Annotated in this window: 18 protein-coding genes; 5 read left to right on the forward strand and 13 right to left on the reverse strand. The window is 40.2% G+C overall.

Features of this window, described 5'->3' with window-relative positions:
• Positions 1–495: 495 nt before the first annotated feature.
• The 3 genes from B6F02_RS02655 to B6F02_RS02665 all read right to left on the reverse strand — a co-directional run bounded on the left by B6F02_RS02655 (position 496) and on the right by B6F02_RS02665 (position 5,173).
• Positions 496–1,236, reverse strand: a complete 741-nt coding sequence (locus B6F02_RS02655; RefSeq protein WP_080145861.1) for a glycerophosphodiester phosphodiesterase — start codon at positions 1,234–1,236, stop codon at positions 496–498.
• A gap of 295 nt (positions 1,237–1,531) precedes the next feature.
• Complete coding sequence (locus tag B6F02_RS02660; protein WP_143745195.1) at positions 1,532–2,704, reverse strand: SDR family oxidoreductase; 1,173 nt, start codon at positions 2,702–2,704, stop codon at positions 1,532–1,534.
• 96 nt (positions 2,705–2,800) lie between these two features.
• Positions 2,801–5,173: a phosphoketolase family protein gene (locus B6F02_RS02665; RefSeq protein WP_080145862.1), complete on the reverse strand. Its 2,373-nt coding sequence runs from the start codon at positions 5,171–5,173 to the stop codon at positions 2,801–2,803.
• 206 nt (positions 5,174–5,379) lie between these two features.
• Here B6F02_RS02665 and B6F02_RS02670 point away from each other — a divergent pair, with 206 nt between their 5' ends.
• The 3 genes from B6F02_RS02670 (at position 5,380) to B6F02_RS02680 (ending at position 7,914) form a co-directional block, all read left to right on the forward strand.
• Positions 5,380–6,057 (forward strand): class A sortase, encoded by a 678-nt coding sequence (locus B6F02_RS02670; RefSeq protein ID WP_080145863.1) that lies wholly within the window; start codon positions 5,380–5,382, stop codon positions 6,055–6,057.
• Positions 6,058–6,741: 684 nt separating this feature from the next.
• Positions 6,742–7,380: a deoxynucleoside kinase gene (locus tag B6F02_RS02675; RefSeq protein ID WP_372924827.1), complete on the forward strand. Its 639-nt coding sequence runs from the start codon at positions 6,742–6,744 to the stop codon at positions 7,378–7,380.
• Positions 7,381–7,407: 27 nt separating this feature from the next.
• On the forward strand, positions 7,408–7,914 hold the full coding sequence (locus tag B6F02_RS02680; RefSeq protein WP_080145865.1) for a methylated-DNA--[protein]-cysteine S-methyltransferase: 507 nt from the start codon (positions 7,408–7,410) through the stop codon (positions 7,912–7,914).
• A 49-nt stretch (positions 7,915–7,963) separates the two neighbouring features.
• Here the strand turns inward: B6F02_RS02680 and B6F02_RS02685 are convergent, their stop codons facing one another.
• From B6F02_RS02685 to rsmG, 8 genes are all read right to left on the reverse strand, one after another.
• Positions 7,964–8,728, reverse strand: coding sequence for a CPBP family intramembrane glutamic endopeptidase (locus B6F02_RS02685; protein WP_179128509.1), 765 nt, complete (start codon positions 8,726–8,728; stop codon positions 7,964–7,966).
• 122 nt (positions 8,729–8,850) lie between these two features.
• The gene (guaB, locus tag B6F02_RS02690; RefSeq protein WP_080145867.1) at positions 8,851–10,329 is read right to left on the reverse strand and encodes an IMP dehydrogenase; all 1,479 of its coding nucleotides are present in this window, start codon (positions 10,327–10,329) and stop codon (positions 8,851–8,853) included.
• Positions 10,330–10,589: 260 nt separating this feature from the next.
• Positions 10,590–11,297 carry a DUF1129 domain-containing protein gene (locus tag B6F02_RS02695; protein ID WP_080145868.1) on the reverse strand — a complete coding sequence of 236 codons (708 nt, stop codon included), beginning with the start codon at positions 11,295–11,297 and terminating at the stop codon, positions 10,590–10,592.
• A 29-nt stretch (positions 11,298–11,326) separates the two neighbouring features.
• Entirely contained in the window at positions 11,327–12,427 is a 1,101-nt protein-coding gene (ychF, locus tag B6F02_RS02700; RefSeq protein WP_080145869.1) for a redox-regulated ATPase YchF, read from the reverse strand.
• A gap of 46 nt (positions 12,428–12,473) precedes the next feature.
• Positions 12,474–12,674 (reverse strand): DUF951 domain-containing protein, encoded by a 201-nt coding sequence (locus B6F02_RS02705; protein ID WP_080145870.1) that lies wholly within the window; start codon positions 12,672–12,674, stop codon positions 12,474–12,476.
• 17 nt (positions 12,675–12,691) lie between these two features.
• Entirely contained in the window at positions 12,692–13,573 is an 882-nt protein-coding gene (locus B6F02_RS02710; protein ID WP_080145871.1) for a ParB/RepB/Spo0J family partition protein, read from the reverse strand.
• Positions 13,563–14,327 (reverse strand): ParA family protein, encoded by a 765-nt coding sequence (locus B6F02_RS02715; protein ID WP_080145872.1) that lies wholly within the window; start codon positions 14,325–14,327, stop codon positions 13,563–13,565. Before B6F02_RS02715 ends, B6F02_RS02710 begins: the two co-directional genes overlap by 11 nt.
• A 39-nt stretch (positions 14,328–14,366) precedes the next feature.
• Positions 14,367–15,083, reverse strand: coding sequence for a 16S rRNA (guanine(527)-N(7))-methyltransferase RsmG (rsmG, locus tag B6F02_RS02720; protein ID WP_080145873.1), 717 nt, complete (start codon positions 15,081–15,083; stop codon positions 14,367–14,369).
• Positions 15,084–15,461: 378 nt separating this feature from the next.
• Here rsmG and B6F02_RS02725 point away from each other — a divergent pair, with 378 nt between their 5' ends.
• Positions 15,462–16,349, forward strand: a complete 888-nt coding sequence (locus B6F02_RS02725; RefSeq protein WP_080145874.1) for a helix-turn-helix domain-containing protein — start codon at positions 15,462–15,464, stop codon at positions 16,347–16,349.
• A 960-nt stretch (positions 16,350–17,309) separates the two neighbouring features.
• On the forward strand, positions 17,310–17,765 hold the full coding sequence (locus B6F02_RS02730) for a GNAT family N-acetyltransferase (protein ID WP_080145875.1): 456 nt from the start codon (positions 17,310–17,312) through the stop codon (positions 17,763–17,765).
• Between the two features lie 277 nt (positions 17,766–18,042).
• On the opposite strand, the gene B6F02_RS02735 is transcribed toward B6F02_RS02730, so the two are convergent.
• Both B6F02_RS02735 and arsB read right to left on the reverse strand, forming a co-directional pair.
• Positions 18,043–18,450, reverse strand: a complete 408-nt coding sequence (locus B6F02_RS02735) for a GNAT family N-acetyltransferase (protein ID WP_080145876.1) — start codon at positions 18,448–18,450, stop codon at positions 18,043–18,045.
• 102 nt (positions 18,451–18,552) lie between these two features.
• Positions 18,553–19,611: an ACR3 family arsenite efflux transporter gene (arsB, locus tag B6F02_RS02740; protein WP_080145877.1), complete on the reverse strand. Its 1,059-nt coding sequence runs from the start codon at positions 19,609–19,611 to the stop codon at positions 18,553–18,555.
• Between the last annotated feature and the right edge of the window lie 70 nt (positions 19,612–19,681).

The raw sequence follows: 19,681 nt of genomic DNA on the forward strand, positions 1-19,681 counted from the left end.
ATCAGACAAGGCAGCTATTTATTTAATGTAATGAATCTCAGCATCTATTCGATCCTTTATTTATCACTTCTCTTTTTATCTCGCTGAATGCGACCCTTATTCAGTACGTTATTTACCGCTTCTCGTTTTATCTCGCTGAATCCCGCCCTTATTCAGTGCGTTATTCACCACTTCTCGTTTTATCTCGACGAATTCACCCCTTATTCAGTACGTTATCTACCACTTCTCGTTTTATCTCGACGAATTCAGCCCTTATTCAGTACGTTATTTACCGCTTCTCGTTTTATCTCGCTGAATCCCGCCCTTATTCAGTGCGTTATTCACCACTTCTCGTTTTATCTCGACGAATTCAGCCCTTATTCAGTGCGTTATCTACCACTTCTCGTTTTATCTCGCTGAATCCGACCTTTATTTAACAACAAAAAAAGACAGATACCTCTGATTTTTACAGAGATACCTGACTTAAAGGGTGTTTAATTGTAAAGAGGGAACGGATTAAACAGAAGCTGACTGCTTCTCTTGGATTTTTCTTAATCGATTCGGGAAGTCGGTGATAATTGCATTGATGCCCGCTTTTTCAGCTTTTTCTAGATCAGCTTTTTCATTCACTGTCCATGTGTTGATCTTGAGGTTATATGAATTCGCTACTTCTACTAATTCTTCATCCAGGCATAATGCATGCGGATGAATGTAGTCCATGCCCAGCTCTTTAGTCGTCTGAATGATTCGTTCATTGCAGCCGGCGACTAAAAGGCCAGTTTGAATGTTCGGATTCAACCTTTTTACGCGGACCATATTTCCTCTATGGAAGGACGAAATGATGATTTGATCTTCTAGATGATAGTCTTCGATCAGGTCTAAGACCTTTTCTTCTAGTCCAATATTTTCACTTGTAGCTGTTTTTAACTCAATGTTGGTCACAAAGTTTTTATCTTGCACCCAGTCGAAGTATTCCCTTAATGTAGGAATTTTTTGTTCTGGCAATCCTGCTTGAATCTGGCAGTTGATTGAATAAGCCTTCAGTTCATTTAGTGTATGATCTGTCAGATGCCCTTTTCCATTGGTCAATCGTTCCAATGTCTCATCGTGAAACAAAACAACTTCACCATCTTTGGTTAGTTGTGCATCTAATTCAATTCCGTCTGCACCTGTTTCGTATGCTTTTTCAAATGCGATCATCGTATTTTCAGGATATTGACCGCTAAATCCTCTATGCGCTAAGTTTAAAGTTTTCATGATAAAATCGATCCTTTCAAAGTGGTGTTTATCATGTATAAGAAAAAAGTTAATTATGAACACAACAATCTCAGCTCTATGAAATTCAACGGCTGAGCATTGCTGTCAGATGAATATGTATGATGCCTATAAGGTTGTGTGTACTGTCTGAAGCAGATTTCAAACTAAGTATACCAATACTTTGTAAATTTAATGTAGGCAGAATTTATCAATTGTGTAAATGTTAACCTCTTTAGTACTCAACCAATTCTATTTTATACAAAAAAGCAGGCTTCTCAACCTGCTTTTCCGCTTCTTATAAAAGTTTTTTCATTCCTGAAAGTTTTTTCTTTTCTAGATGTTTTGCCATTTTCATCAGTTTCTTCATCTCTAATTTCTTTTTCGCCATGATAGCTTTTTTAGTCTTAGAGCCCATACTCATCTCTAATCCTGCCAATGCAACTAAAGCCACACCCGCAGTTACGGCAGCTGCTGTCACGCCGGGGTTTGTTCTGACTTTGACCCAGAGACTTTTTGGTCTATGCCAGCCGATGTTTGTGCCTCGTTCATACAAGTCTTCTTTAGGCTCATAAAGGTTTCCAGCTTCCGGTGCCGGCGCGTCACGATTTTCATCGTAATTCGTCTGATAGGTGTTGATTTCCATCATATAGTCCGTTATACGAGGGTAAATCATTCCTACGATAGAAAAGAACTTGGATTGAGACCCAACGTACATATCGCGTTTTGGATGTTCTGCTACATTCAAAATGGCTTCTGCAACACTTTCCGGCGGATAGATTACCCCTTTATGGGTAGGCTTTTTATTGATATAACTTGTTGCGTGATCGGTATACGGCGTATCTACTCTAGCAGGATGAATTTGAGAAATGACTACTGGCGCTTTCTCTTTTTCTAATTCCATTCGAATTGCATCCGTAAACCCTCTGATTGCATGCTTGCTGGCAGTATAGATGGACTGAACCGGGAACGCTCTGTTTCCTACAACACTGCCCATATTGATGACGGACCCCGGCTCATTGCGCTCTTTGTAATGAGCGATTGCACGACGAGTTCCGTATACAATCCCCCAAAAGTTGACATCAAATAAACGGCGCATGTCTTTAACTGGAATTTCTGCTGAATATCCGTAAATGGTCACAGCGGCATTATTCAGCCACGTATCGAATCTTCCGAATGTGTCGATTGCTTTTTGAGCAATTTTATCGATATCTTCTTCTTTTGAGACATCTGCGACAACATAGACTGCTTCTGTCCCGCGAACGGCCATTTCTTTTTCTAAAATACTAAGCGCTTCTTCATTTCTAGCTGCTAAGACTAGCTTAGCTCCTTTATCTGCTGCCATGCGCGCGGTCGTCAGACCAATTCCGCTTGTCGCGCCTGTGATGACCATAACTTGATCTTTTAATGGTTTCAGTTTCAGCTTCATACTATTTAACGGCATTCCTGTTGCTACTTCTCGTTGTTTCATTCTTACTTTCCTCCTTATAAAAGTGCTTTCTTGGCTATTAGTTACATTTTAATGAAAATGGTTAAAAACATTCAAATATACCGCTTGGTTTGCTGGTTAAGTTAGATCTTGCCATTTCCATTCTGTTACCTCAGGCATATCTTCACCATGCTCTCGGATATAAGCATGGTGCTTGGCAATCAACTCATCCATTTTTGCTTCAAAGTGATCCGCTTCAAAGCCATAGACCATTCGTGCTGCATCTTTTGCCAGACTGAAACGGTCTAATTCATTTAATACCCGCATATCAAATGGTGTGGTTACATCTCCATTTTCTCGATATCCATGAATAGAAATCGGATGGATCGGGCGGTCAAAGAAGATATCTCTGATCAGACCTTCGTAACTGTGATATGCAAAGAGAATCGGTTTGTCCTTAGTAAAGAAGCTGTCGAACTCACTGTCTGTCAGTCCATGTTCATCAATCATTGGATGTCTCAGTCTAAATAAGTCTACGATATTGATAAAGCGGATTTTCATTTCCGGGAACTGCTCTTTTAGGATACTAACAGCCGCCAGTGCTTCTAAATTCGGCTCAGTACCTGCGGCAGCGATAACAATATCCGGTTCTTGTCCATGATCCGTACTGGCCCATTCAACTTTTTTCAATCCATTTTCAGCCAATTCTTCGGCTTCTTCGGCAGAGTAGAATTGCGGACGCGGATGTTTGCTTGAAACCACCAAATTGATGCGCTGTCTGGAGCTGAGTACTTTTGACATCACCGCCATCAGCGTATTAGCATCGGCTGGATAATACGCACGGATATACTCCGGTTTCTTCTCTGCCAGATGTGTCACGATTCCAGGGTCCTGATGAGTGTAGCCATTATGATCCTGCTGATATACTGACGAAGAAGCTATTACATTCAGCGAAGGATAAGAATGTCTCCATTCCAGTTCATCGGCCTTTCGAATCCATTTAAAATGCTGGGTCAGCATAGAGTCGACTATGCGTAAAAAGCCTTCGTAACTGACGAAGAATCCATGTCTTCCTGTCAGTGTATAGCCTTCCAGCCAGCCTTCTGCCTGATTTTCAGATAGCTGTGAATCAATGACTCTGCCGGCTGCAGCCATTTCAGCATCATAGGACTCACGTGTCGGTTCCAGCCACTGGCGATCGGTTGCATCTAAAACAGCATTCAAACGATTTGAGTTTAGTTCATCTACACTGAAAATACGGAAATGTTCCGGATTTTCTTTCACGATATCTCGGCTGTATTTACCGAATTCAGTCATATCCTGCTTTTTCTCTCCACCCGGTGTTTGAATTTCTACTGCATATTCCTTCCAGTTCAGCACATTTAGCGGTTTAGGATCAATTCCTCCGTTAGTGATTGGATTCGCAGACATTCTTTTCTGGCCTTTGGGTGCAATCGACTTGATTTCTTCTTTTAAAGCTCCATTGCCATCGAACAATTCTTCAGGTTTGTAGGACTGCATCCATTCAACCAGTGCATCGATATGTTCCATATGATTTTGACTGACAGGAATTGGAATCTGATGCGAACGGAAAGAATCTTCAATCGGCTTTTCATCCCAATACTCAGGTCCAGTCCAACCTTTTGGTGTTCTCTGAATGACAACCGGCCACTTCGGCATAGCTATAACTTTTCCGTTATCCATTCTTGCTGACTGCTGGATGGCTTGGATTTTTTCGACCGCTTCGTCTAATTTTTCCGCCATCAATGGATGCATCTTTTCAGGATCGTCGCCTTTTACAAAGATGGGATCCCAACCTAAGCCCTCAAAGTACTGCGTTAATTCTTCATCTGATTTTCTGGAAAGAATGGTCGGATTAGCAATCTTATAGCCATTCAGACATAAAATCGGCAAGACCGCTCCATCATTCTTCGGATTGATAAACACATTCGAAAACCATGATGTAGCTAAGGCTCCTGTTTCGGCTTCTCCGTCTCCAATCGTAACCGCTGCAATCACTTCCGGATTGTCTAAAACAGCACCGGTCGCATGAGAAAGTGCATATCCGAGTTCTCCTCCTTCATGGATGGAGCCTGGTGTCTCAGGTGCCGCATGAGATCCGATTCCCCCTGGGAAAGAAAACTGTTTGAACAGCTTCTGCATCCCTTTTTCATCTTGAGAAACTTCTGGATAGATTTCTGAATACGTTCCATCCAGATAAGCATTAGAAACCATGACTTGTCCGCCATGTCCCGGACCTTCAATAAAGAACAAATTCAAATCGTATTTATTTAACACTCTGATTAAATGTGCGTAGGCAAAGTTCTGTCCCGGAATGGTTCCCCAGTGACCAATCGGATTCACTTTTACATCTTTTGCTGCTAATGGTCTTTTTAATAATGGATTGTCTTTTAGGTACAGTTGTCCAACAGATAAATAATTCGCCGCTCTCCACCAAGCGTCTATTTTATTTAAATAGTCTTTTGAAGAAAAGTCTTGCTGTTTTGTCATGATGACTTCTCCTTTATCCTTAGTCGTTACTTTTACTATACTGCTACTAGAAACGCCGAAACAACTATATTGCACTGCAATCAGCAGAAAAGCAAAATCGTTATAATTTTGTTGCAGAATCCCTGTTAGTTGCTTCCCTTATTTCTTCAATGTCCTGTATACTAGACCTATAAATGAACAATGTCATGCTAAAAAGGATGGGGTAAATGCCTGAAAAGAAAAAACGCAGAATAACGACTTACTTGGCGGCCATTTTATTTTTACTAGGAGTTGGTTTTTTAGCCATTGAACCTTTACAAAACTATATGATTGAACAACAAAGCAAGGAGACGCTGACTGTAGATGCTGCAGATTTTCAAGAGAATCAGTCGCACGATGGAAACTATGATTTTTCTTCTGTTGAAGAAGTTTCTGTCGAAGATGTCCTTAAAATACAGTTTTCAAGTCAAGAATTACCGGTTATTGGCAGAATCGCCGTTCCCGAAGTCGGGCTCAACTTGCCTGTGCTTAAAGGGTTATCCAACGAGCATTTGCTGACTGGTGCCGGTACAATGAAGCCTGGTCAGAAAATGGGAGAAGGAAATTATGCTTTAGCCAGTCATAATATGACAGACCCCTCTCTTTTATTCGCACCTCTGCATCGAGCAGAAATCGGCATGAACGTTTACCTGACAGATGGAAAACAGTTTTACGTTTATGAAATCAAGCAACACAAAATCATTGAACCCACAGAAGTTTCTGTGATTGAAGATACGGATCAATCGCTGGTTACGCTGATTACCTGCAATGTAGACGGGATTAAACGATTGCTCACTCAAGGAATATTAGTTGAAACGGTTCCTGTAGATGAATCAGATGAAATCGCAGCACACTTCAATCTATGATTCAAACTTATTTGATAGTAAAGATCGTTTCTCGACCGGTAAGCTGAAGGTTACCAAAACACACTGTTGCAACAGCTGTTTGACTAGCGACACTCCGTTCTCCGAACGTTGCAATGATTTTCACTGCGAACTGTTATCCAGCTGTTAACCCTTCGACCGTAATATTAAGTGATCCATCTTCTTCAACTGCTCCGCTTAAAAGTGTGATTTCCGCATTTTGTATTTAATACTGCACCTTCTGGAAGGCTAGAAGGTAAGTCCGCTGTGCTTCCGGAGAATACGATAAAATCTTCTGCAATCGCATTTAATTAAGGTACTATAGGAATATACTTACCTAATTCTGGATCTAGATGGCTATTCTGATACTGGATCTGTTATACCTGAGCCTACAGTAATGGAAGCTGGTTCACTAGTTTTTGTTTATTAGTATTACTTATAATAGTTTTTTATCTGATTTGTCTTCTATTGTTCGATATCTGTTTTTCAATCTCGTGTTTTCCTTGGCATTATACTTGTTTTATTTGTTGAAAATTAATTTTATAATCAAATACATTTATATTTTCTCCCTAACTTCCTCAGCTGATTCATTAAACATTGACAGAATTTTTCTCATACTAAATTTTTGTTTTGCTGATTGTGGTATGATAGAAGAGAGAATGCTTTAGTTGAATGGAAGGAGATATAATGTCAGTGATTGTATTAGCTGGTATGATCGGAGCAGGTAAAAGTACGTATACGACGTTTATTTCAGAAGAGTTTCAAAGTGAGGCTTTTTATGAACAGGTCGTAGAAAATCCGATCCTGGAAAAATTTTATGCAGACCCTAAAAGATGGGCTTTTTCGTTACAGATATTCTTTTTGAATACACGCTTCAGAAGTATTAAGGATGCTTTGATTCATCGCCACAATGTGTTGGATCGTTCTATTTATGAGGATGCTTTGTTTACACGTATCAATTATGAAGAAGGCAATATGAGTGAGGCTGAGATGACGCTTTACACTGACTTGCTGGATAATATGATGGAAGAGTTGACGGAGATTCCTAAGAAAGCACCGGATTTATTGATTTATTTAAGAGGATCTCTGGAAACTCATCTGGATAGAATCAAAAAAAGAGGGCGGCCTTTCGAACAAGTCGAAGGAAACCCTGGTTTACTAGATTACTATACTAAATTGCACAGCCGTTATGATGACTGGTTCAATGAATATGATAAGAGCCCGACTTTGGTGATCGACATTGATTCGGTTGACTTAGAACGGGAAGAAGATCGTATTAAAGTGATGCAGGAAATCAAAGATGCGTTGATTGCGCACTCCATTTAAACAGGTAATTTAGAGGAGGGTAAAAGGATGAAGACGATTTATTATTCTGAGGTCTGCTATGGAGAATGGTCTTTTTATATAGCTGCTTCTGACAAAGGGCTTCTTTATGTAGGGTCTTCCCCAAAACGGTTTGAAGAACTCACAGACTGGTTGGATCATTTGAAGATGGAGACAGAACTGGTCAGAGATGATGCACTAATGTCCCTTTACGTCCGGCAGTTCGAAGAATATTTATCTCAAAAACGCCAATCTTTTACCTTCCCGGTTGAATTGATCGGTACACCATTTCAAATGGATGTTTGGAAAACGCTTCTGACGATTCCTTATGGTGAGACCATTACGTATGGTGAAGTTTCCGCCGCTCTGAACAAAACGCCTGGGCACGCTCGAGCTGTCGGCACTGCTATAGGGAAAAACCCATTGCAGATTGTCTATCCCTGCCACCGCGTCGTGCCTAAAACCGGTGCCCCGAGAGGGTTCAGAGGAGGCCTTCCGATGAAAAAAGCCTTACACGAATTGGAAGGAATCCAATAAAAAAACTGTTTCATCTTCCTGTAAACAATCAGGAGATGAAACAGTTTTTTTATTGATAGAGCAAGATAAACCCGAGTAAATTGTTCAACATATGATAAACAATCGCTGCTTCAACGGTTTGGGTACGTTTTGCCGCATAGGCAAAAATGAATCCCATTCCCATATAAGAAAAAGCAGACGGAATATTATTCGGTCCATGCAATAGACCAAATAGTAAGGCACTTATTATAACCGACAACCATGATGCCTCCAATGTGTCACGACGAAACATGACTAGCCCGCGGAAAAGCCACTCTTCCGTAATCGGGGCCGCGATCACAACTGTAAGAAACATTCCCCAAACAGGAATGATTCCAACCATTTCTTCTATAGCAATTTGGTTCGCTGCTTCAGAATTTTCAAACAGTTCAGCTAGCAGTATTTCCCCTCCGGTCAGTAAGGCAAATGATAAAGGAATATACCAGGCTAAAAACATCCAGTCTTGTTTGTTTAGACCCGGAATAACTTTCCACTCTTCTCTCGTCAGCTGCTTGCGGTTGATCAGCGGAATCTTCCGCCACTTAATAACGAGAAACATCAGAAGAGTGCCCAAGACTGCACCTGCAATCAATCCATTTTGAAGAGCCGGATTTAGCACCGCCATTTCCACTTGCTGATCCGTCAACCCTACCAGCTCATCTGCATTCATGATGATGATCATTATGGCAAAGACAACTCCCATAGCCACTTCCAGAACCAGCGGCGAACAAAGGATCAGCAGAAAGATTTCTCTTTTCAATATTTTTCGTAGCGGATACCCATTTAATAAGCTCATTTTATATCCCCAATCTTTTCTATGTATGAATTTAAGCATACCAAATCGTTACCTTGAAAGATACTTTTTAAACAAAAAAAGCACCGAGAAACACTCTCGGCACCTTTTTGATTGAGTTTCTGTTAAACAGAGTAGTTAGGGGCTTCTTTTGTAATATGAACATCATGCGGATGCGATTCGCGTAAACCTGCACCAGACATTTGAATGAACTGAGCTTCTTCTCTTAAAGCTTTCAAGTCAGCTGCTCCAACATAGCCCATTCCTGACCGTAATCCGCCAGTCAACTGGAAGATAATATCTTGAACGCTTCCTTTATAAGCTACCCGTCCTTCAATACCTTCTGGTACCAGCTTGTTAGCTTCTGTTTTATTGTCCTGGAAGTAGCGATCGCTGGATCCTTTTTGCATTGCACCCAGGCTGCCCATTCCACGATACGTTTTAAAGCGGCGGCCTTGATAAATCTCGAATTCACCTGGAGACTCATCTGTCCCTGCCAGCATACTGCCCAGCATTACGGCATGTCCGCCAGCTGCTAGTGCTTTAGCAATATCTCCAGAGTACTTGATCCCGCCATCGGCAATAATCGGTTTACCGTATTCTCTGGCAACAGATGCTGCATCATAGATTGCTGTGATTTGCGGTACTCCTACACCAGCCACTACGCGAGTCGTACAGATCGAACCCGGGCCAATCCCCACTTTAACGACATCAGCTCCAGCTTCAAACAGCGCACGTGTTCCTTCCGCCGTCGCTACGTTTCCTGCTACTAAAGTAACATCAGGGAATTCATCACGGATTTTCTTCATTTCTCTCAGCACACCTGCACTGTGCCCGTGAGCCGTATCTACAACAATTAAATCGACACCGGCATCAATCAGTGCCTGTGCACGTTCAAATGTATCTTTGGTAATTCCGACAGCTGCACCTGCCAGCAAACGGCCATGTTTGTCTTTCGCTGCATTCGGAAACTGTGTGATCTTTTCAATATCCTTAATGGTAATTAACCCGCTTAATCGTCCTGCATCGTTAACTAAAGGCAGTTTTTCGATTTTATGTTCTTTTAGTAGATGTTCTGCTTCTTCTAAAGACGTTCCTTCTGGAGCAGTCACTAAGTTTTCTTTGGTCATGACGTTTTGTATTTTTTCATCCATATCCGTGATAAACCGCATATCTCGGTTCGTCAGAATACCCACGAATTTTCTATTCTCCATCGTTTCCACAATGGGAACACCACTGATTCGGTATGTTGACATTAGTTGCTCCGCTTCAGCTACGATATGTTCGGGCGTTAAGAAGAAAGGATCAATAATGACACCAGATTCCGAACGTTTCACTTTACGTACTTCTCCTGCTTGCTGGTCTATCGTCATATTTTTATGAATTACACCTAAGCCGCCCTGACGCGCCATAGCAATCGCCATATCAGCTGCTGTAACAGTATCCATGCTGGCACTTAAGATCGGCAGATTCAACTTCACTGACTCAGAAAGTTCTACTTTAAGATCCACATTATTCGGCAAGACATGACTTTCAGCCGGCAGTAACAAGACATCATCGAATGTGAACCCTTTTTTACTGAATTTCGTTTCCCAGTTTCCCATTATTTCTCCTCCATTTAATGATTTATTATGTTTCCGTCGTAATTTTTATTCATTAAGTTACCACCCATAAACAAACAGGTCAACACTGGAGAAAGACTTGTAAGGACTTTCTAATAAACGGTTATTGATAACGTTTTAAAAACGAACTTTTATTTATTATTCGATAAACAACGTACGTTTAAGTTTGTCGCTCTTTTATTTGTTTCCTAAAAAAACGCCTTTAGAGAATTCTCTTCTCTAAAGGTGTTTTAACTGTTTAATTAAAAGATAGTACCTTGAATATTTAAGCGACGTTTCAAGTACCATCTGGCCGCAAATGCTGCAACAGCAATCACTAACAATATTGGATTTGGAATAACGGGATTTATAGCATCTGGAATAATTCCACCTAGTGTCATGAAGAAAATGAATCCAATTAAAGCACCAGTCGTGGCCAAAATATACTTGAGGAACCCGCCTTTTTGCCCTGGAACTGGAGCGTATTTGGATATGATCATGAATGCAAATCCACCCAGTAAGAATCCTAAAATGACCATGAATAGTCTCATAGTAGATTCAGTGCCAAATAATTGACCGATACCTGTAATCCCAGTCATCATTCCGCCTAAAATCAAAGCTCCATCCAGATAGAGTTTCCACGGTTCAGACTGTACAACCGCTGTCTGCTCGCTGGATGTTTTGTTTTCAGTCAGATAGTCCGCCTGCTCTGTGACAGTTCCATAAATTCGACGTGCTGTCATATGCTGCCCCTGCTGTTCGACAATCGTCTTCAGCATGTCATTGAAGATAACGGTTTTCCGTTCTTCAGAAACTCGGCGGTCATCCAAACTTCTATTCAACTTCATCATGTATTCACTGTTTTTGTTTGTCAGCTGATCAAACAGCTGAGCGTTCTCTTCTTTTTTCGTTTCTAATTCAGCCGCTTTGTCCGGCTGATCGATAGCTTCTTTGTTTTTCTTATTAAACATCCGTATAGCCTCCTTTCTTTATTAAAGCTTTATACGTTAAATCGGAATAAAATGACATCTCCATCTTGGACAACATATTCTTTTCCTTCAGCACGCAGTTTTCCGGCTTCGCGTGCGGCTTTTTCACTGCCCAGCTGATCGTAGTCAGCATAAGCGATCGTTTCAGCTCGAATAAACCCGCGTTCGAAATCACTGTGGATAACCCCAGCTGTCTGCGGTGCTTTCATGCCTTTACGGAATGTCCAGGCACGTACTTCTTTCGGTCCGGCTGTAAAGAATGTCGCTAGTCCAAGCAAGTCATATGATGTACGAATCAACTTATCCAGTCCCGGCTCTTCTACACCAAGATCTTCTAAGAACATAGCTTTTTCTTCATCGTCTAGTTCAGCGATTTCTTCTTCAATAGCCGCTGAGATAGTAACGACTTCTGCACCTTCTTCTGCCGCAATGCTTCTAACCGTTTCTAAATGCGGATTGCCTTCTGGATCAGCAACGTCTTCTTCCGCTACATTCGCAACGTACAAGACAGGTTTGCTGGTCAATAAGAACAGCGACTTGACGATCGGCAGTTCTTCAGGTGTAAACTCGATTGTTCTAACTGGTTTCCCTTCTTCTAAAACTGGTTTGACTTTGTCTAAAACAGCCAGCATTTCTACGGCTTCTTTATCTTTTGATTTTGCCTGTTTTCTAACTTTTTCATAACGCTTGTCTACTGAGTCTAAGTCCGCAAGCGCTAATTCCATATTGATTGTTTCGATATCGTCTGATGGGCTGACTGCACCGGCAACGTGAGTGATGTTTTCATCTTCGAAACAGCGTACGACGTGACAAATAGCATCTACTTCACGAATGTTTGCTAAGAATTTGTTTCCTAGCCCTTCGCCTTTGCTGGCTCCTTTAACGATTCCGGCGATATCTGTAAACTCAAAAGTTGTTGGAACGACCTTGTCCGGGCTGACTAATTCAGCCAGTCTGTCTAGACGACGGTCTGGTACTTCAACGATTCCTACATTAGGATCAATGGTTGCAAATGGATAATTGGCTGCTTCTGCGCCTGCTTTAGTAATGGCATTAAATAGCGTCGATTTCCCTACGTTTGGTAATCCGACGATCCCTGCTGTTAAAGGCATGCTTGGTATTCACCTTTCTTTACTTCCTTATAATGGTCTTCCTAGTTTAATCTTTGTCTGCTGCTTTATGCAGTACTTTTTTCATTTTCCGTTCAAATTCTCTGCGGGGCATGAGTATGAGCTGACCGCATCCCTGGCATTTGATTCGAATATCCGCACCCATGCGAATAATTTCCCAGCTGTTCGTTCCGCAAGGATGCTGCTTTTTCATTTCCACGATATCATGCAGTTCGTAAGATTTTTCCATAACTCTTGCCTCCTACATCAATCAAAATCAATATCAAGATCTTCTAAAATACGATTCAAGTCATCTTGAGATACATATTCAATCTCGATTTTCCCTTTATTTCCTTTTTCTCTAATCATCACACTAGTACCGAATTTATCTGTCAGCAGTTCTTCCGAGCGGCGGATATAAATCGATTTCTCAGCTTCAGGTTTTGCTTTTGGTTCCGATTTCGGCTTATGATTCGCTTCTGCAACTAGCTGTTCAAGCTGTCTGACTGTCAACCCTTCTTTAACGGTACGTCGAGCCAGTTTTGTTAATTTTTTCTTATCTTTCAACCCGAGCAGCGTACGAGCTTGACCATTCGACAGCTGATTTTCCTGCAGTAAATCCTTCACTTCATTCGGCAGCGTCAATAATCTCAGATGATTGGCGATATACGAACGGCTTTTACCTAACTTTTCTGCCACTTTTTCTTGTGTCATCGACAATTTTTCCATCATCATATTGTACGCTTCAGCTTCTTCAAGAGAGGTTAAATCTTCCCTTTGAAGGTTCTCAAGTATCGCGACTTGCATCATTACTTCTTCATCCAATTCGCGGACAATTGCTGGAACGGCTGATTTTTCAGCCAGTTTAGAGGCTCTGAATCGGCGCTCTCCTGCAATAATCTCATAGCCTTTGACAGAAGACTTACGTAAAATGATCGGCTGAAGAACACCGGAAACACGGATTGAATTAGCTAGTTCGTTTAAAGCAGCTTCGTCAAAATGTCTTCTTGGCTGATAAGGGTTGGGACGGATTTCGTCCAAAGCAATCAGTTCGACGCGTTCATCATCGCGATTCACTTCTTTTTCGAAATCAGGCACATCAAACAATGCATCAATTCCGCGTCCTAATCCTTTTTTCTTATTGACCATTCATCATCACTTCCTTCGCTAACTCCTGGTAAACTTCTGCGCCTTTTGAACGAAGATCATAGTCAATAATCGATAGTCCGTAACTTGGTGCTTCTGACAAGCGAATGTTTCTTGGAATGATTGTTGTATAGACTTTTTCGCGGAAGTATTTTTTCACTTCATTTACCACTTCGAAGCCTAAATTCGTTCTAGCATCCAGCATGGTCAGCAGTACACCTTCCACTTTCAATTCTTTATTGAAATGTTTCTGTACTAAACGAACTGTGTTTAACAGCTGACTCAGTCCTTCAAGTGCATAATACTCGCACTGTACAGGAATCAGTACAGAGTCACTGGCTGTAAAAGCATTGATTGTTAAGTGTCCTAGAGACGGCGGGCAATCGATCAGTACATAATCGTATTGGTTGCCGATAGTTTCAATCGCTGACTTTAATCTTGTTTCTCTTGCCATCAGGCTGGTCAATTCTACTTCCGCACCAGCTAACTGAATAGTGGCAGGTACGATAAACAGATTCTCTCGACTAGTCGATAAAACTACTTCTTCGAGCGGGACTTCATTGATCAGTACATCGTAGATATCTTTATCTACTTCTCCTTTTCGAATACCTAATCCGCTGGTAGCATTCCCTTGCGCATCCATATCGATCAATAGTATTTTTTTTCCTGCATAAGCAAGAGATGCGCCCAAATTGACAGTGGTCGTCGTTTTACCAACACCACCTTTTTGGTTCGCGACGGCAATAATCTGTGCCATTTGCATCCTCCAACCTTCTATTTCCTAATTCTGTCTCGTTTATAAGGGACTTTTGTTTGGTGTCCCTGGTTTTCTCGGGTATTTATTTGGGGTTTCTTTCTTTTTATCAATGAGTATAATATGTCTTTCGCCGGCTTCATTAGGAAGTTCAAAAGAAAAGTCTTCTCTGAATTTGCCCCCTAGTGTGGCGATCGCTTTTTCCGCTTCTTTCATTTCTTCCGGTGCATGCGCAGCTTTCATGGCAATAAATACGCCTTCTTTTTTCAGCAGAGGCAAGCAAAGTTCTGCCAGTACACTCATTCGAGCGACCGCTCTCGCTGTCACAAAATCATACGTTGCACGGTAGACTTTGTTTTGACCAAACGTTTCTGCCCGATCATGCAGCAGCGTTACGTCTGACAAGCCCAGCTTCTCGACGACAACTTCCAAGAAACCGATTCTTTTTTTCAGTGAATCGACAATCGTGATTTTCAGTTCCGGATAAAGAATTTTCAGGGGGATACTGGGGAAACCAGCACCTGAGCCTACATCGCATAAGCTGTGGACCCCTTTGCTAAAATCTACATACAGCCCTGCAGTCAGGGAATCATAGAAATGCTTTAAATACACTTCTTCTTTTTCCGTTATTGCAGTTAAATTGATTTTCTGATTCCATTCTTGAAGTAATTCTAGATATAGTCTGAATTGAGTCATTTTGTCATCCGTGATCGGCAGACCGCGGCGCTCTAACTCGGCTTTAAATTCCTCTGGATTCATAACCAAAAACTCCTTTAATTTTGACACGTGAAACAGCATATGTTTCACAGAGTCACTCTCTTCACTTTATACTAAATGACCTTTAAATACAATGGTTCTGGGACAATTGTTTCATAAAATTTATAAAAAACACTCTGTTCATTTTTGAGGATTTGAAGATTAAATAATGGGTTATAATAAATGGTCTTTATTCTTAATAAACCCATTGTTGATATTTTTCGGTTTTTTCTCGTTTACTTAATGACTTATTCATTTAAAACGGCATAGAATGATTGTTTTCCCAGAGCAGATTGTGCTTTATCATCTGTATTTTGTGGCAATATTAACAATAGTATAGTATGCTTATAGTGAGGAACTTTTATAAAAGAGGACGATAGTATGAACCATTCAAAACCGAATTATTTATCCCTTGATCGTATATCCGGGAAACTGATCAGAGAAATCAGAGAAGCAAAAGGATATACTCAAAAATATGTCGCTCAAGGGACTATGCGGCAGTCTACTTATTCAAAAATTGAAAGAGAAGAGACAGAACCCTCTGCTTCAAAACTTTTTTTAATCTTAGATCGTCTTGAAATGACTCCGGAAGAGTTTTTATTTATACAAGGTAACTATACTCATACAAAAAAAGGCAACATCATGTACAAGTTTATTAATCAGAAGTATAACCTTCCGCATGTACTTGAAGAGTTAAAAGCAGAAGTAGATGAATACTTAAAAGAAAATAATGATACTATTATTAAAGATATCCAGTCGATTTATAAGGGCCTGATTATCTTCAGTAATACGTCTGATATTAAGCTGACTAGGCAATTTGTAGAGCCTGTCTGGAAACGGATCGAGGCATTTGATGAGTGGCGTTTAACAGAACTCTATTTAGTAAACAATATTCTATATTTATTTAGCGCTGAGTCAGCCATTCACATAGCGAATCGTGCAATCCAGCAATTACAGAAATATACAGGGTTTCAAGTCAGTACAACCTTAAAATTCAACTTTAAATTCAATCTGGTATACCTCTTTATGGATAACCAGCAGTACGACAGAGCTTTAAGTACACTGGATGATCTGATTCCGGATACTAAAGAGCTGAAAAAACATGATATGCTGGCAGTCTGTTACGTCCGTAAAGGAATCGCTCTACTGCAGTCAGGCGAAGAGAATGGACAAGAACTAATTGATAAAGGTCTGTTTATGTTAGAAGTGATTGAAGAACTGGAGTTAAAAAGATTGATAGAACAAGAGATGCAGTCCTTCTTGAAGTAACTTTTTTGTAAAGAATTTTTACTTAAATAAAAATAAAGGGAACAAACCACCTGTCGATTGGTATACTTTGTTCCCCTTAAGATAAAAACGATAACATTATATGACTATTTCAGTTAGTTTTTAAAAATCTGTAGTATACTATAGGCAAGTTACGAGATTGAGGCTGAACTCCTATCTATTTTCTCCTTGCTCTAGCCAATACATCTTATCGTAGCAGAATAAAATACCTCTACCGTAGTTCGTATATTGCCTCTCAACAGTATATGAACAACCCCGATGATAAGCCTATGCATTGTTGTGTAGGCTTATTTTTGTGGACTTAAACTTCGTTGCTTGCAGACTAAAATCTGTACATACTCATCATTAAGTTCAGATAACTCAAAACACGGTTAATTTTTAGGGAGCACTCTTGATTTGGCGAACTTTTTGTCTAATTATGCCGCAGTTTCTGTTTTCATTTTAAACATACCCTTTTTTTAATTACAGCCTTCTTTTTAACCATATAATAAACATAGCATCCGATGATAAGTGGCACAGTGTCTTTTCTTCTTATCCAGAATTCATTTACCAGAAATTCTTTTTACTTCTAGTAGAACACCTTAAAAAGAATAGGCTTACTGAAATGCTGTTAGAATAAATCGTTTTTTTACTACGTTTAGCTTTTATTTCTTCATCCTCTACTGGTAGTTTTGAACTCCTTTTAAAGATTTTCTTCATTTAATTAAGAAAATCAACCAAGTTTAATAGACAGGATCTTTACAAGTACACAAAAGAGCACTCTGAAAAACCGATATGACGCAGTTTATCAAGCTGATTCACTCGTTGAATCATATTGAATCATCCCCATTTGCGAAAAAATTCATTTTATGTATACTGAACGTACGAAAAATAAATCTTATTATTTTCATAGAATATTCATATGACTATGATCAGTTGACTTAGGAGGATTCCCGGACGCATATGTGGCAGTACAAACAGTTGGAAGAATTAAGCGCAAAAGATCTGCATTTGATCTTACGAGAAAGAACAAAGGTATTTGTGGTGGAACAGGCTGCCGCATATCAGGAAGTCGATGATATCGATCTTTATGCTACACACTTAGTGAAACGCTGCAAAGATCGTGTAGAAGCTTACTGCCGTGTTTATGTAAAAGACGGCTATGCAAGAATTGGACGCGTTATGGTGCCTGAAAGCTGCCGTAACTTAGGATACGGGCGTGAATTACTGCAGGTTGCTCTGAATTATATTGGTGTAAGATATCCTAAAAGAGATATTCAAATTCAAGCAGAAGCCTATTTAAAACAGTTTTACGAGTCATTCGGATTCGAGATCATCTCTGACTTGTATTACGACGAGAACATCGCACACTACGATATGAAACTAAAAGCGAAAGTCCCTGCATCTGTTCAAGAATAAAGTTCAAGATTAAAACAGATTTTTCAATAAGAATAGAAGCTGGTCGAGATATTGAATCAGCTGATAAAAATGGCAAAGCCGAGCAGAATGGTACTTTTGTATAAGTCTGTTCGGCTTTTCTCTGCTTAATCAACTGGTTTTCCTGATCTTTTTGCTCGTTTATTGCGGTAAACAAAACCTTGACCATTTCGTCTAATTCCTTGTTGAGCAGATGAGGGGCGCTATATTGGCCGCAGTTTCTCTATCAGCTACGGTTGTTTTCATTTTTTCAAATCTACTAGCGTACAAACGCGATGCCTGTCTTTTCATTATCCGCTTTTGTAAACCCGTTTTTCTCATAGAATTGAATGGTCTTGTCTTGATAATCAGTCATCAGTACTGTCTGCCGGACCATTTGATTAGCCTCCAGCATCTTTTGTAATAGCGTACTTCCGATCCCTTTCCCCTGATAAGCTTCTTTCACAAGAATATCTTGTATGTACAGAATATAAACGCCATCTCCAACCGCTCGTGTCAGACCCACAAGCTCGTCATCACTCCAAGCGGAAATCACATGCAGGGAATTCGGCACAATGGCTTTCAAAACAGTTTCATCTTGAGTATAAGCTGTCCACTGTACATCTGTATACAAAGCTCTCAGCTGTTCAATGTCGATGGTTTTTGTTGTTTTATATGTAACGGTCATCTTTTCACTCCTCGTATAATCAGTTTATCATTTTTATTAGGTAAGACAATATAGAAAAGAAACCAGGTTAAAGACTGGTTTCCTCTCCATTATCATTAACGACTATTTCTCAGAACTAAACCAGCTTTGGGTCCGGTTTGCTATTTTAACCAGAAACAGCATTACTGGGACTTCTACAAGTACCCCGACCACTGTCGCTAATGTTGCTCCGGAGTTTAAGCCGAATAGTGAAATCGATAAAGCAACAGACAGCTCAAAGAAGTTGCTGGCACCGATCATTGCTGAAGGAGCAGCAATGTTATACGGCAATTTGCAAGCGTAGGCTCCAAAATAAGTGATGCTGAATATCAAAATGGTTTGTATAATCAGCGGAACTGAAATCAGTAGGATATGAAACGGGTTCTGCACAATTCGTTCTCCCTGAAACGAAAAGATAGTCACTAAGGTCATCAATAAACCGATCATAGTGACACGGTCGAATTTCTCAATAAAGACATTCTCGAAGTAACGACTGCCTTTTTGATTGATTACCCATTTTCTCACAACGATTCCTAACGCCAGAGGAACAACAACAAATAATACAGTGGATAAGATCAACGTGTTCCAAGGAACAACGATGTTTCCGACACCTAAAAGCAGCGCAACGATCGGCGCAAATAATACTAGTATAATAATGTCATTAACAGAGACTTGCACCAATGTATAAGCCGGGTCTCCGTTGGTCAGCTTGCTCCAGACGAATACCATCGCCGTACAGGGTGCGGCACCTAATAAAACAGCACCGGCAATATATTCTCTGGCCAATTCATTTTCAATCAGCCCATTAAATATGATTAAAAAGAAAAATGAGGCAATTAAAAACATCGTAAATGGTTTTACCGCCCAATTGATTGTGGTTGTCAGAAAAAGTCCTTTCGGCTTCTTTGTTGCGTTCAATATACTGGTAAAATCAATTTTTAGCATCATGGGGAATATCATAATCCAAATTAAAACTGCAGTAGGTACGGATACTTGATAATATTCAAAGCGACTCAAGAGTTCTGGTATCCATGGAACAAATTCACCAATCAGTATACCGGCTGCCATACACAACAGGACCCAGACAGTTAAATATCGTTCAAAAATGCTGATTACAGATGATTGTTGGTTTGTTTTTATCATTTTGCGTCTCCTTCGATTCTATTCATCAAAATTATTTGATATAAAGAATAAGTATCAGCCAGCTTTCACT

Origin of the sequence: Marinilactibacillus piezotolerans (assembly GCF_900169305.1) — a bacterium.
GTDB lineage: Bacteria > Bacillota > Bacilli > Lactobacillales > Carnobacteriaceae_A > Marinilactibacillus > Marinilactibacillus piezotolerans_A.

Bases quoted from the DNA above. Each gene is read 5' to 3' on its own strand.
- B6F02_RS02655 (WP_080145861.1), bottom strand. From the start codon at position 1,236: ATGAAAACTTTAAACTTAGCGCATAGAGGATTTAGCGGTCAATATCCT.
- B6F02_RS02660 (WP_143745195.1), bottom strand. From the start codon at position 2,704: ATGAAACAACGAGAAGTAGCAACAGGAATGCCGTTAAATAGTATGAAG.
- B6F02_RS02665 (WP_080145862.1), bottom strand. From the start codon at position 5,173: ATGACAAAACAGCAAGACTTTTCTTCAAAAGACTATTTAAATAAAATA.
- B6F02_RS02670 (WP_080145863.1), top strand. From the start codon at position 5,380: ATGCCTGAAAAGAAAAAACGCAGAATAACGACTTACTTGGCGGCCATT.
- B6F02_RS02675 (WP_372924827.1), top strand. From the start codon at position 6,742: ATGTCAGTGATTGTATTAGCTGGTATGATCGGAGCAGGTAAAAGTACG.
- B6F02_RS02680 (WP_080145865.1), top strand. From the start codon at position 7,408: ATGAAGACGATTTATTATTCTGAGGTCTGCTATGGAGAATGGTCTTTT.
- B6F02_RS02685 (WP_179128509.1), bottom strand. From the start codon at position 8,728: ATGAGCTTATTAAATGGGTATCCGCTACGAAAAATATTGAAAAGAGAA.
- guaB (WP_080145867.1), bottom strand. From the start codon at position 10,329: ATGGGAAACTGGGAAACGAAATTCAGTAAAAAAGGGTTCACATTCGAT.
- B6F02_RS02695 (WP_080145868.1), bottom strand. From the start codon at position 11,297: ATGTTTAATAAGAAAAACAAAGAAGCTATCGATCAGCCGGACAAAGCG.
- ychF (WP_080145869.1), bottom strand. From the start codon at position 12,427: ATGCCTTTAACAGCAGGGATCGTCGGATTACCAAACGTAGGGAAATCG.
- B6F02_RS02705 (WP_080145870.1), bottom strand. From the start codon at position 12,674: ATGGAAAAATCTTACGAACTGCATGATATCGTGGAAATGAAAAAGCAG.
- B6F02_RS02710 (WP_080145871.1), bottom strand. From the start codon at position 13,573: ATGGTCAATAAGAAAAAAGGATTAGGACGCGGAATTGATGCATTGTTT.
- B6F02_RS02715 (WP_080145872.1), bottom strand. From the start codon at position 14,327: ATGGCACAGATTATTGCCGTCGCGAACCAAAAAGGTGGTGTTGGTAAA.
- rsmG (WP_080145873.1), bottom strand. From the start codon at position 15,083: ATGAATCCAGAGGAATTTAAAGCCGAGTTAGAGCGCCGCGGTCTGCCG.
- B6F02_RS02725 (WP_080145874.1), top strand. From the start codon at position 15,462: ATGAACCATTCAAAACCGAATTATTTATCCCTTGATCGTATATCCGGG.
- B6F02_RS02730 (WP_080145875.1), top strand. From the start codon at position 17,310: ATGTGGCAGTACAAACAGTTGGAAGAATTAAGCGCAAAAGATCTGCAT.
- B6F02_RS02735 (WP_080145876.1), bottom strand. From the start codon at position 18,450: ATGACCGTTACATATAAAACAACAAAAACCATCGACATTGAACAGCTG.
- arsB (WP_080145877.1), bottom strand. From the start codon at position 19,611: ATGATAAAAACAAACCAACAATCATCTGTAATCAGCATTTTTGAACGA.